This window comes from Bacteroidota bacterium, from assembly GCA_016699695.1.
Taxonomy (GTDB): Bacteria; Bacteroidota; Bacteroidia; order Bacteroidales; family UBA10428; genus UBA10428.
In genome coordinates, this window is the sequence record CP065006.1 from 3,355,255 (window position 1) to 3,368,432 (window position 13,178).

A 13,178-nucleotide genomic window follows, 5' to 3' on the forward strand; every position below is an offset into this window, starting at 1 on the left:
TACACAATTGTTTAATTTCACAATGAATATAATAAAAAGCCATTAAATATGGTGAATAAGATTAGGTTTATTGCCGGTAAAAATAGTTGACTCAATTGTTTGTGAGCATGACATTGTGCAGCATGGCTGCCCTCTTATACTAAATCTGGTTGTGAATTTCCCTATCAGGTCTTGTTTTTTTAAGCCAGTATTTCGTTAACATGCTGTTAATGAGTAAACAATTTATTGATTTATGGGTTAAAGGATTAATATGCTTTACCTCTGCAATTCAATGCTTAATGGAACCGAAAATAGAAGACAATGAAAATATTTTTTGTGTTGGTTTTTGTTTGTAGTTCAGTCTTAACGCTAAAAGCCCAGGAAAAAATGAAATTTAACGAGTTGACATTCGAAGAAGAAAGAATTATAATTCACAAAGGTACTGAGGCGCCTTTTACAGGAAAATATAATGACCATAAGGTTGCGGGAACTTATACTTGCAAGCAATGCGATACCCCCCTTTATAAATCGGACGATAAGTTTAATTCGCATTGTGGCTGGCCCAGTTTCGACGACGAAATTAAGGGAGCGGTGAAGCACGTGCCCGATGCCGATGGCCGCCGCACTGAAATTGTGTGTGCCAACTGTGGCGGACATCTTGGCCATGTTTTTTTGGGCGAGGGGTTTACCGACAAAAATACGCGACACTGTGTAAACTCCCTTTCGCTTAATTTTGTTCCAAAGGCTGAATAGGCTTTTTTTTTCAATATTAATTAACCAATCAGTCCAATATTATCTTGGAATCTACTCTGGTTAACTGACAATTGTTGTTGCGTGCATCAAAATCATTTTGCATTTTTATTTCCTTAATTTTATTCACTCCGGATATGAAAAAGCTTTATGGTTCAATTCTATTTACCGTGCTCCTAATCAGTAGTTGTAATATGACCCCAACAAAACCCGAAGAAACAATAATCGACAAACCCACCGTGGAATTAAAAGGCAACAGGCTCACCCCCGAATTGCTATGGGCATTTGGCCGGGTAGGCGAAGTGGCCCTCTCTCCCGATGGGCAAAGCATCCTTTACAGTGTAAAATATTACGATGTAGCCGAGAACAAAGGCAATTCCGAAATCTATCTGATGAATATCGATGGAAGTGGTAAAAAACAAATAACTCATTCGGCCAAAAGCGAATCGAACATTTGCTGGCGCCCCGATGGAAAGAAAATTGCTTTTCTCTACTCCGACGACATAGGAACCCAACTATGGGAAATGGATCCCGATGGCACCAACCGGAAAAAAATATCACAGGTAGAGGGTGGCATTACGGGATTTAAATTTTCGCCCGACCAAACTAAAATTGTGTATTCGAAAGAAGTTACCCGTACCGATAAAGTGATAGACCGGCATCCTGATTTGCCCAAAGCCAATGCTTATCTGGGCAACGACCTGATGATACGCCACTGGGATTCGTGGAAAGATTCGCACAGCCATTTGTTTGTCGCAGACTATACAGGCGATTCCCTTCTGAATTTAAAAGACATCATGGAAGGCGAGTTGTTCGATTCGCCCAAAAAACCTTTCGGAGGAATGGAACAGGTAGCCTGGTCGCCCGATAGCAAAAGCCTTGTGTATACCTCTCAAAAGTTGTCGGGTGCCGAATATGCCCGTTCGACCAATACCGATTTGTACCATTACCAATTAGAAACAGGCCAAACCAACAACCTTACCCAGGGAATGATGGGCTATGACATCAACCCTGTGTTTTCGCCCAATGGAAAATACCTTGCTTTCGAAAGCATGGAGCACGATGGTTACGAGTCCGACCTGAATCGTTTGTTTATACTCGATCTCCAAACAGGTTCCATGAGCAATTGTTCCGACAACTTCGACCAGATGGTGCATGGCCTCGTGTGGGACGAAAAGAGCGAAAACCTCTACTTTACAAGCGACTGGCATGCCCGTTATCAGGTTTACGAATATAACCTACTCTCGAAAACCTATCGTGCCCTTACACAAGGCGATCACAATTACCAGGCGGTTTGGTACAGCTCAGGAAAATTGATAGCCACCAAAATGTCCATTTCCATGCCTACTGAAGTTTTCTCAGTGGATATTTCCAATGGCACCGAAACCCAACTATCGGATGTAAACTCAGAATTGCTGGCTAAACTCAACATGGGAAAGGTCGAAGAACGCTGGGTAAAAACCACCGACAATAAGCAGATGCTTGTTTGGGTAATCTATCCTCCCGATTTCGATTCAACAAAAAAATATCCCGCTCTGCTTTATTGCCAGGGTGGACCTCAATCGTCGGTAAGCCAGTTTTTCTCTTACAGGTGGAATTTCCAACTTATGGCAGCCAACGATTACATTGTGGTGGCTCCAAACCGCAGAGGCCTGCCAAGCTTTGGCCATGAATGGAATAAACAGATAAGCGGCGACTACGGCGGGCAAAACATGAAAGATTACCTCAGTGCCATCGATGCACTTGCCCTCGAACCCTATGTGGACGAAAACAGGTTGGGTGCAGTAGGGGCCAGCTATGGTGGTTTTTCGGTATACTGGCTTGCCGGTAACCACCAGAACCGGTTTAAGGCCTTTATTGCCCACGATGGTATTTTTAACCTCGAGGCGCAATACCTCGAAACAGAAGAAACCTTTTTTGTGGAATGGGATCTGGGTGGACCTTACTGGGACCAGTCGAACCGGATCGCCCAGAGGTCTTATGCCAACTCTCCTCATTTGTTTGTCGATCGATGGAACACCCCCATCATGGTGATACATGGCGAAAAAGATTACCGTGTTCTATACAGCCAGGGTTTACAGGCATATACTGCGGCAAGGCTGCGTGGTATTCCTGCCAGGTACCTTCATTTTCCGGAAGAAAACCATTGGGTATTAGCCCCGCAGAATAGCATCCTCTGGCACCGCGAATTTTATATTTGGCTCGACCAGTGGCTTAAGTAAGATGCACCTAGCTCTGTTTATTTTGAAGCAATATTATAGAAAGTTTTTTTGTAACTTTTTGCTTTCATATTAGCCGCTATGAGCAAAAACAAAAAAGGAAAACACGAACCCGTTCTCGACAAAAAGTATTACGAGCAAGAGCTTGAAAAGCTTCAGCTAGAGCTGGTGAAAATGCTTGAGTGGATAAAGCATAAAAAGTTAAAAGTGGTAGTGCTTTTCGAAGGCCGCGATGCAGCCGGGAAGGGCGGGGCCATTAAACGCATTACCGAATGCCTGAACCCGCGCTTTTGCAAAGTTGTGGCGCTTGGCATACCTACGGAGAAAGAAAAATCGCAATGGTATTTTCAACGCTATGTAACCCACCTTCCTGCGGCTGGAGAATTGATTCTATTCGACCGAAGCTGGTACAACAGGGCAGGGGTGGAACATGTAATGGGCTTTTGCACCCCCGATGAATATGAAGAGTTCCTTCGTTCGTGCCCAGAGTTCGAACGCATGCTCATACGTTCGGGCATTGTACTTATAAAGTACTGGTTTTCGGTGAGCGACGAGGAACAGGAACGACGGTTTACCGACCGTATCAACAACCCGGCCAAGCGGTGGAAAATAAGTCCTATGGATCTTGAAAGCCGTTCGCGGTGGGTAGATTATTCAAAAGCCAAGGACAAGATGTTTCAGTATACCGATATCAAGCAAGCGCCCTGGTATGTGGTAGAAGCCGACAATAAAATGCGGGCCCGCCTCAACTGTATCCATCATTTACTAAGTCTGGTGCCTTACGAATCCATCAAGTACGAAAAGCTTGTGCTGCCCTCGCAGCAATCGTCCGAAGACTATATTCGCCCGCCCCTGAGCGACCAGACTTTTGTGCCTGAGGTGTATTAATCCTATTTCTAACTTATTTATTCTTGTAAAAAAAAGCCCCCTTTCTGCTCAGCAAAAAGGGGGCTTCTATAATAAGGGGTTTACTTTTTAGGCAGGTAGATGATAATTTCAACCTTGCGGTGTTTCTGCAGTTCGGCTTCGCTCAAATCTTCCCATTTCACACCTTCCTGCAGAGCCAGTGAGGCTCCATAGGAGAAGGTGCGTATGCGCGATTCGCCAATACCGTTTTTCGAGAGAAAATCTTTTACTGCTTCTGCTCGGTTTTTCGAAAGTTTTTCGTTGTAGGCTGCATCTCCCAGAGCATCTGTGTAGCCTTTTATCGTTACGTAAAGGCGGCTATCGCTGCGCAGGGCCTGGATAACATTCTTTTCCAGAATAACCTTGGCATCGGGGCGGATGGCAAAGTCGTTCAGATCGAAATTCACCACAATTACATCAAAAACGGGGTCGGTGATTACCGTGGGGTCATACTTTTTCAGGTTGGTGTTAAACGAACTGGTATCAACCTTTAAGGCGATGGTAGAAGCATCGAAGTTTTCTTTGATGTAAGCCAAATCGGTTTGTATATTCACCTTTTTATTCTGGTCGAGTTTAAGGTTAACCTGGAGCTTTTGCATGCTGGTCACAAAAAACTTACGGCCATCGACATTTAAAGTGGTGAGCACATTTTTGCTTTCGGCAGTCTGAGAGGCAAGTTTTATCGCCGGCATAAGGCTAAACACAATGTCTTCGTCAGAGCTAACATTGAGTTCCTTCGAAAGAATGGAAATGTCGATTAATTCGGCATCGGCAGTGTTCGATGGCGCTGCACTCATTTGCGAGAGTGTTTTGTTGTATTCGCTTTCCGATTGGGTTTCGGTACCGAGGTTATACTTTACTCCTTTTGTAAGGGGTACTACAATTTCCATGTCTTTGCCGGTGGCAGGGTCTTTTTTACTCAGGGTGAGTATGTACATGGTACCGGGTATAATAGTCAATTCGGTAGCCATTATTTTCTTGGCCGCAACTTCGGTAAGCGATTCGGTATTTACCAATATCGGAAAGCCCTGAGATTCTTTTACAGGAACTTCTTTAAATACGGGCTCGGCATCGACTTTTACTGCGCCGGTCTTTTTGGGGTTGAAGTTTTCTTTGAAATAAGCAATGTCGGTTTGAATGTTGAAATTGGCTTCAATATCGAGTGGCAAAACAAAAAAGAACGACCGTCCAGCCACATGAATATTGTTTTCGTTGATAAATAAAAGCGATGGATCTTTGGAAGCCACAGCCGGATTATCTTCGTCCTTCACAAACCGGATGGTATACATCTCGCCCACATTCATCATAAGCTCTTTGGCCAGGGCTGTTAAGTCAATTACGCTGCTGTTCGAGCTCTGGTATTCTTTTGCCAGGTCGTTTAAGGCATCTTTGTATTCCGAGCTCAGAGGTTTCATTCCGGCAGTAAACTGGTACCTCATGCCTGGCTGGAGTTTGATTTCTGTCTTATCCAGAGGTTCGGGATTGAGTATTTCCTTTTTCTTTTGCTCGGCCGAAAACAGAGGATTGTAGATGATATTACTGGCCAGGGCATTTTCGTGCTGTATTACAATTTTATAGGGTTCTGTGGGTTGAAATCCGAAATTGAAACCCGATTGGGCTACGGAGGCAATGTTATGTTCTTCGCCATCGCTCAGGTACAAGTTTATTTTACCCTCTTCAATTGTCGATTTCTTTTTAAACTTATAAGCGGCGTGTTTTACTTTCAGGTCTAATAAATGCAATCTGTATATATCTTCTTTTCCCATGCCGCCCGGGCGGTTCGAGCAAAAATAGCCTGTATAGCCTTCGGGAGAAAATGAAAGGCTGTAATCGTTATAGGCTGAATTAACCTTGCTGCCAAGGTTTTTAGGGCTGCTGTTTTCCTGTTTGAGGTTTACCACAAAAAGGTCGAGACCGCCCAATCCATTATGCCCGGCCGAAGTAAAATAAAGCATGGTATCGTTCAGCACAGATGGATAAAGTTCGTCTTTGGAGCTGTTAACTTGCGATCCCAAATTCTTAGGTTTTGACCATTTACCGTTTACCATTTCGCTGGAATAAATGTCCAGTCCGCCAATACCGCCGGGAGCATCAGAAACGAAATACATTTTGGTACCATCGCTGTTAAGGGCTGGATAACCAATGCTTGTAAGTCCTTCGATGTTTAACTCGCTGAATTCCAATTTAGTGGTAGCATCTTTGGGTATATCGCTCACAAAGGTTTTCAGATTCGACGTATTGGAAGTACCTCGTGTTAGGAAAAGTTTATTGGTTTTATTGGAAATTAAAACGGAAAGCTCGTTTTGAGTGGTGTTAAGGCTGGTATTTAGGTTATTCAACCGGCCTAAGCGTCCTTCTTTCAGGAAAGTAGCTGAAAAGAGGTTGTAATTATCGTTGGCACTGCTACCATACAAATCTTTACGGGTAGAGGAAAATGTGATTTTATTTTGAAAAATGCCGGGAGCCGTTTCCGATTCGGGTGTGTTTAAAACACTTTCGTTTTCTACCATCACAAAAGACGAATCTTTGTACATTTTGGCCCTTACATCGGTAGAGCTCACATAGCCTTTTATTTCGGAGGTCACAATTTCGTTGTACTTTCCTAACCATAACTCAAAGCCTGATATATCTTTATTTTTGAGAAGGAGCAAAGCAAATTGTAAGCGGTATTCGTTAGGTATGTAAAGACTTGTTTCGAAAACTATGCGGTAGCATTCTGCTGACTGATCCAGGAGTTCCAGTGCCGAAAAAGCTTCTGCTTTGCGCAGCACGGAATAGTAATTAGCGGCATCTTTTTTATAAGCCATGTTGTAATAGACAATGGCTTTTTTATAATCGCTCTTATCGAAATAATAATCGCCTTTTTCGTCGTACACATTGCGTACATCCAGAATGCTTGTTTTTGGTTGAGAGTAACAAAGGTTGCTCATTATTCCAAATAAAAATATTGCTAGTAATGCTCTCATTTCTTTTTAAGTTTTTACCAAATTATTCAATTCTTGGCACACTTGAAAGAACAAGTTAAGAAAATTGCATTTTTAAAGGTATTTCTTTCGCGAATTAGCTGCATTCCACTTAGAAATAGTGAATGTCATGCCTTGTTTGTAATTTTTGTGAGTTTCCCCAAATAATTATAGTCCTAAACAATCTTTGATTCGAACTGTTTCCCCGACATAAACAAATTATACCAGATGAATACACTTTATACCATTTTACAAGCAGCTCACTCCGGACTTCGTTGGGTTGTTTTACTATTATTTGTTTTAGCCCTTGTCAATTATCTTTTAGGTTGGCAAAGGAAAAGAACCTATCAAAAAAGCGATAAAACACTTTTTACGCTCAACCTTTCGTTTTTTCACCTTCAGGTATTGTTAGGATTAGTATTGTATTTTGTAAGTCCCCGTGTTCAATTTTCAGAGCTAACATTTTCTATCTACCTCATTCGTTTTTTTACTGTGGAACATGCGCTTATCATGCTTTTTGCTGCTATACTGCTTACTGTAGGTTCTGTAAAAATTAAAAGAATAGCAGCTGATTCGAAAAAATTCAGATCGGGATTTTACTTCCTGCTTGTGAGTTTTCTTCTCATTCTTGTGGCCATACCCTGGCCATTTTATCGGCTGGGAACCGGTTGGTTTTAGACTTCACTTTTAGTAACCGATAAGTTCATTTTCATCAAGTTATTTAACTGCTTGATAAACATCATTCTTTGTGTGAGTAACCCCTGGGTTTATTTTGCGTACGCTGATTTGTTTTATTATCCTATGTGGATACTACGACTATAAACATTGCGAAACGCATTACCTGAGTAAACAATGAAACACATTAATCGTCGTGCATTTATCAAGCATACCGGCATGGCTGGTACGGCATTAAGCCTGGGCCTGGTTTCAGCCTGTAGCAGCGAAAAATTCAAATTGGTACCGGTACCTGAAAACGAGAGGATAAAAATTGGAGTAATCGGTTTAGGGTATCGCGGAACAGATATCTTACGCGTGCTGGAGCAAATTCCGGAGTTTAAAGTGGTAGCCTGCTGCGATATTCTTGATTTTCGGATTACCGAGGCACTTTCAAAGGTGAACATCACTCCGAAAACCTATACCGATTACCGCAAGATGCTGGATGATAAAGAAATCGATGCCGTAGTAATCAGCACACCCCTTAGTGAGCATTACCAGATGGCACTCGATGCAATCGACTGTCAGGTGCATGTAATGTGCGAAAAGGCTCTTGCTTATTCCATTGAGCAAGTGCTTGATATCAGGAAAAAGGCTTTGAATTACCCCAAGCTCTTTCAGGTTTCGTATCAATACCAGTTAAATCCTTCTTTTCTGGTGATAAAAGACCTGATACAAAACGGCTATTGTGGAAAAATTACCCAAATCGATGGTGTCTGGAATGGTTTTAATAACTGGCGCCGCCCGGTGCCTTCACCGGAGCTGGAAAGGCACGCCAACTGGCGTCTTTATTCCGAATACTCCGGGGGGTTGATGGCTGAAGTTGGCTCGCACCAGCTTAACCTGATTGATACCATTGCCGGTTCTCATCCTGCCAAAGTGGTTGGAACGGGTGGCATTGATTACTGGAAAGACGGTCGTGAGGTGAATGACAATGTGCATACACTTTTCGAATACCCAAATGGATTGAAAGTGAGCTTTAGTGCTACCTTATCGAACATGCACGAAGGTTTTACCATCAAATTCAGAGGTGATAAAGCCACCATTGTTACAAAGTTTATGGACGAAACTTATATCTATCCCGAACAGGATGCCGACCTGGCTGCGCTGGGTAATGTCGATGGAGTAACAGGTGCCTCCATGAAACTTTTTCACAGAGAGAACCGCAAGGAAATTGCTTCTTCTATTTACAACGATAAACGATATCCTTTCGATACCAGCTACCTGAATGCCACCTGGATTTTATACAAGAATTTTGCAGCAGCCATACAAGGCAAGGAAAAATTATTGCTCGGCCTTGACGAGGGCTGTAAAAGCGCCATTGCCGTTTATATGGCCAACGATGCCATTCAGAATGAGAAGGTGGTGCGCTGGTTACCGGAATACGATGTATAAATTGTATTCTCTCAATAGAGAAATAAAAACCCCGGTGTTCATTAAGAAAACCGGGGTTTATTTTTCAAATATATCTTAGCTATACAATATTTGCAAATCCCATAAAGGCCATCGCCAATAAACCTGCTATGATTAGTGCAATTGGTGTTCCCTGCATTCCTTTTGGGATATTCACCAGCTTGAGTTGTTCACGAATACCAGCCATTAAAACCATTGCCAAGGTAAAGCCTACTGCTGTTGCCGAGGCATATACCACACTTTGAACCAGGTTGTAATCTTTTGTTATAGCCAAAAGTGCAATACCCAACACAGCGCAGTTTGTTGTAATAAGCGGCAGGTAGATTCCAAGAGCATGATACAAAGGAGGACTAACCTTTTTTAGGATAATTTCCACCATTTGCACCAGGGCAGCAATTACAAGAATAAAGGTAATGGTTTGCATAAATTCGATATGCAGGTTCACCAGTACTGCAGTATAAATCAGATAAGTAACCAGGTTTGCCAATGTCATCACAAAAATTACTGCGGCACCCATGCCTACAGCTGTATTAATTTTCCCCGAAACACCCAGAAAAGGACAAATTCCAAGGAATTGTGCCAGTACAACATTGTTTACAAACAGCGCAAGTATTATAATTTGAATGTATTCCATAGCAATTACTTCTTAACGGTTTTAATTCGGTTTGTAAGAGCAATCATGTATCCATAAGTGAAAAATGCTCCAGGAGGCATAATAAATAGCAAGATGGTTTGGGCATTTTCGCTTACCATTTTGTATCCGAAAATCGATCCATTGCCAAGAATTTCTCTAAAAGCTCCCATGGCAGTGAGTGCCAGTGTAAATCCAATACCCATACCCAGGCCATCCAGCATCGAAGGTAGTACTTTGTTCTTTTGAGCAAAAGCTTCGGCACGACCCAGAATGATGCAGTTTACAACAATAAGGGGTATAAATATTCCCAGGGTTTTATATAAATCGGGCGTATAGGCTTTCATTACCAGATCGACTATGGTTACAAACGAAGCGATCACAACAATAAATGCAGCGATGCGCACTTTGTCGGGTATCACGTTTTTGAGCAATGAAATCAGAACATTCGATGCCAACAATACAAATGTGGTGGCAGCACCCATGCCTATTCCATTCACAGCTTCACTGGTAACGGCAAGCGTCGGACAAGTACCAAGCACAAGTACAACAGAAGGGTTCTCCTTCCAGATGCCATTGGTAAAATATTTTGATAGGCTCATTCTATACCTCCTTCATTTAATTGAATTGAACTGGCTGAATCACTTGCCGGAGCGGATGCCATATTAGTTTTAAAGGCATTTACCGCCCTGTTAAGTGCATCGCAATATGCTCTTGAACTAATTGTTGCTGCAGTGATTGCATCGACATCTCCGCCATCTTTTTTAACCTGAAGCTTGAATTCTTCTGGGTTTATACCATTGAATTGATCATGAAATTTAGTGTCAGTCATTTTTGTTCCAAGCCCAGGGGTTTCTTTTTGATCCATTACCTTGGTATTGAAAATGGTTCCATCGGATGAAATACCGACCATTACTGAAATATAACCAGAATAACCCTTGAAAGTGTATGAGCTGATGGCAGTTCCTACAAGTTTACCATCCTTATAAGCCGGATAGAAAACGAGGGTGTCAGCAGCACTGTTACCATCGATGTTTTGAGTAATTCCAATTTTAAAACTTTCATCTGCCGGACTATTGTCAAAAGGAGGCAATACGAGGCCAATGGCATCGTTAATTTTCTTTTTATCAGCATTGGCAATGGGATCTTTTGTGAACATATAGACACTGGCCAGGGCTGCCGACATGACTGCACAAATAAGGAACAGGCTCAAAACCATGTTCAGTAAGGATGATTCGATTTTCTTCATGATCTTACTCTCCCGAATCTTTTGGGTTTAACATACAAATTTATAAGCGGAGTAAAGGCGTTCATAATAAGTATTGCAAATGATATACCTTCGGGGTAAGCTCCAAAAACCCTGATTAATACCGTTAAGATTCCGATGCAGATTCCATAAATCAGCATTCCGGTTATTGTCATTGGCGAAGTAACGTAATCGGTGGCCATATAAATTGCACCTAGCATGACGCCTCCTGCAAGTATATGAAAAACAGGTCCGGCAGTTAGTTCGGGATTGGCAAAATGCAGAATTCCGCTGAAGATAAATACACTGCCAATTACACTCACCGGAATATGCCAGGTAATAATTTTTCTCCAGAGTAAATATACAAACCCGATTAGGAGAGCAATAGCCGATATCTCACCAGCACTTCCGCCTATATTTCCTAAAAACATATTGCCTAAGTCGGGCATTTGTGAAAGTATGGTTTCGAGTTTATCGCCTTTACCAAGGCCTTCTTTCAGCACTCCGAGTGGAGTAGCACCGGTTAATCCATCGATTGAAGTAAAACGGTTATCACTCATGGGAACAGGCCAGGTAGTCATTTGTACAGGATAGGAGATTAACATAAAAACCCTACCTACCAATGCCGGGTTAAAGGGATTATTCCCCAATCCGCCAAACGACATTTTAGCAATGCCAATGGTAACAAGACTGCCTGTGATTATCATCCAAATGGGCACTGTTGTGGGGATGTTAAATGCTAAAAGAAGGCCGGTTAAAATGGCTGATCCATCGCTAATAGTTGGTGCAGTTTTAAACATGTATTTCTGAATGAGGTACTCAAAAAGTACACAGGATAATACAGCAGCCAGGGTTATCACTATGGAGCCAATTCCGAAAAACCAAACAGATGTCATAAATGCAGGTATGAGGGCGATAATTACCCCATACATGTTTTTGCTGACGGAATCGCCACTGTGAATGTGTGGTGAGGGTGAGACAAATAATTTATTCATTGAATGCTTTCTTAAATTCTTAAGGAATTATTTTGTGTTTCGCTTCCGGATAATCTGACCAACTTTACCTTTTCCGAGTCTTATATAATCGAGCAAAGGTCTTCCGGCAGGACAAACATAACTGCACGATCCACACTCGATACAATCCATTACCCGGTCATTTTCCATTTTGTCATAAAGGCCTTTTTCACCTTCAATACCAAGAAGGTAAGGCTCTAGACCCATAGGGCATACCGAAATGCATTTGGTGCAGCGTATGCAAGTAAATACCTCTTTACGGATAGCTTCTTGTTCGGGTATAAGTAAAATTCCGGAGCTTCCCTTAACCACTGGCACATCGAGCTGCGCCAGGGCTTTACCCATCATAGGTCCACCGTTTAAAATTTTTCCGGTGTTTTCAGGCAAACCGCCCGCCTGCTCAATGAGTTCGAGCACCGATGTGCCAATGCGCACCTTAAAGTTGGAAGGTTTTTTTACCTGTTTTCCTGTAATGGTTACCACTCTTTCCACCAGTGGTTTGTTTTTTTGCACCGCTTCGTAAATGGCAAAAACTGAACCTACGTTATATACAACCGCCCCGATATCGATGGGTAATCCTCCGGAAGGTACCTCGCGACCAAGAACAGCCGAAATAAGCTGCTTTTCTCCTCCCTGGGGGTATTGCACTTTTAAAGCCTGTACCTTAATTCCCTCGATGTTTTTCACCGCCTCTTTCATAATGGCAATGGCATCGGGCTTGTTATTTTCGATTCCTATTATGGCTTTTTTTACATCAAGGGCTTTCATTAGGATTTGTATACCCACTACAAGTTCATTGGTTTTTTCGAGCATCAGCCGGTGATCGGCGGTAAGGTAGGGTTCGCATTCTACTCCGTTAATAAGCAGGTATTCGGCTTTCTTACCCTTGGGTACCATGGTTTTTACATGCGAGGGAAAGGTGGCCCCACCCAGTCCTACAATACCAGATTGTGCAATTTTATCGATAATTGCATTCCGATCCAGTTTTATTTCTTTCACAAGAGTGGCCGAACGGTCAATCCCGTCCATCCATTCATCGCCTTCGGTTTCAATAAAAATTGCATCGCGCTTATAACCTGTGCTGTCTGCACTGGGTTCAATTTTTACTACTTTACCCGAAACTGATGCATGGATATTGGCCGAAATAAATCCGTTACTCTGGGCAATCAGCTGTCCTACTTTCACCTGATCGCCTTTTTGAACGATTGGTTTTGAAGGAACACCCAGATGTTGCGCAAGCGGAATAACGACTGTTTTCGGAATTGGTAACTCTGTGATTGCTGCACTCACCGAAAGTTTATTTTCTGGCGGATGAATTCCTCCGATTGAAAAAGTTTTTAGCAC

At 42.4% G+C, this 13,178-nt stretch carries 11 protein-coding genes; 5 read left to right on the forward strand and 6 right to left on the reverse strand.

The features are described from left to right. Positions 1–300: 300 nt before the first annotated feature. The 3 genes from IPM71_13965 to ppk2 all read left to right on the forward strand — a co-directional run bounded on the left by IPM71_13965 (position 301) and on the right by ppk2 (position 3,836). A complete protein-coding gene (locus tag IPM71_13965; protein ID QQS50676.1) occupies positions 301–732 on the forward strand; it encodes a methionine-R-sulfoxide reductase in 432 nt (143 codons plus the stop codon). A gap of 134 nt (positions 733–866) precedes the next feature. Further along, positions 867–2,951, forward strand: a complete 2,085-nt coding sequence (locus IPM71_13970) for a S9 family peptidase (protein ID QQS50677.1) — start codon at positions 867–869, stop codon at positions 2,949–2,951. 78 nt (positions 2,952–3,029) lie between these two features. Next, positions 3,030–3,836 carry a polyphosphate kinase 2 gene (gene ppk2 / locus IPM71_13975; GenBank protein ID QQS50678.1) on the forward strand — a complete coding sequence of 269 codons (807 nt, stop codon included), beginning with the start codon at positions 3,030–3,032 and terminating at the stop codon, positions 3,834–3,836. 80 nt (positions 3,837–3,916) lie between these two features. On the opposite strand, the gene IPM71_13980 is transcribed toward ppk2, so the two are convergent. After that, positions 3,917–6,820: an OmpA family protein gene (locus tag IPM71_13980; protein QQS50679.1), complete on the reverse strand. Its 2,904-nt coding sequence runs from the start codon at positions 6,818–6,820 to the stop codon at positions 3,917–3,919. A gap of 225 nt (positions 6,821–7,045) precedes the next feature. On the opposite strand from IPM71_13980, the gene IPM71_13985 reads away from it, so the two are divergent. Together IPM71_13985 and IPM71_13990 are read left to right on the forward strand one after the other, a co-directional pair. After that, complete coding sequence (locus tag IPM71_13985; protein QQS50680.1) at positions 7,046–7,495, forward strand: cytochrome B; 450 nt, start codon at positions 7,046–7,048, stop codon at positions 7,493–7,495. A gap of 174 nt (positions 7,496–7,669) precedes the next feature. Beyond that, complete coding sequence (locus IPM71_13990; GenBank protein ID QQS50681.1) at positions 7,670–8,926, forward strand: Gfo/Idh/MocA family oxidoreductase; 1,257 nt, start codon at positions 7,670–7,672, stop codon at positions 8,924–8,926. Positions 8,927–9,005: 79 nt separating this feature from the next. Here the strand turns inward: IPM71_13990 and IPM71_13995 are convergent, their stop codons facing one another. The 5 genes from IPM71_13995 to rsxC are packed head-to-tail and all read right to left on the reverse strand — an operon-like array spanning position 9,006 to position 13,178. Next, positions 9,006–9,578: an electron transport complex protein RnfA gene (locus tag IPM71_13995; GenBank protein QQS50682.1), complete on the reverse strand. Its 573-nt coding sequence runs from the start codon at positions 9,576–9,578 to the stop codon at positions 9,006–9,008. A gap of 5 nt (positions 9,579–9,583) precedes the next feature. Next, a complete protein-coding gene (locus IPM71_14000) occupies positions 9,584–10,177 on the reverse strand; it encodes an electron transport complex subunit E (protein ID QQS50683.1) in 594 nt (197 codons plus the stop codon). Then, a complete protein-coding gene (locus IPM71_14005; protein ID QQS50684.1) occupies positions 10,174–10,824 on the reverse strand; it encodes an RnfABCDGE type electron transport complex subunit G in 651 nt (216 codons plus the stop codon). Before IPM71_14005 ends, IPM71_14000 begins: the two co-directional genes overlap by 4 nt. Then, positions 10,821–11,816: an RnfABCDGE type electron transport complex subunit D gene (locus IPM71_14010; protein QQS50685.1), complete on the reverse strand. Its 996-nt coding sequence runs from the start codon at positions 11,814–11,816 to the stop codon at positions 10,821–10,823. The genes IPM71_14005 and IPM71_14010 overlap by 4 nt, the downstream gene beginning before the upstream one ends. A 27-nt stretch (positions 11,817–11,843) precedes the next feature. After that, positions 11,844–13,178 (reverse strand): electron transport complex subunit RsxC, encoded by a 1,335-nt coding sequence (rsxC, locus tag IPM71_14015; GenBank protein QQS50686.1) that lies wholly within the window; start codon positions 13,176–13,178, stop codon positions 11,844–11,846.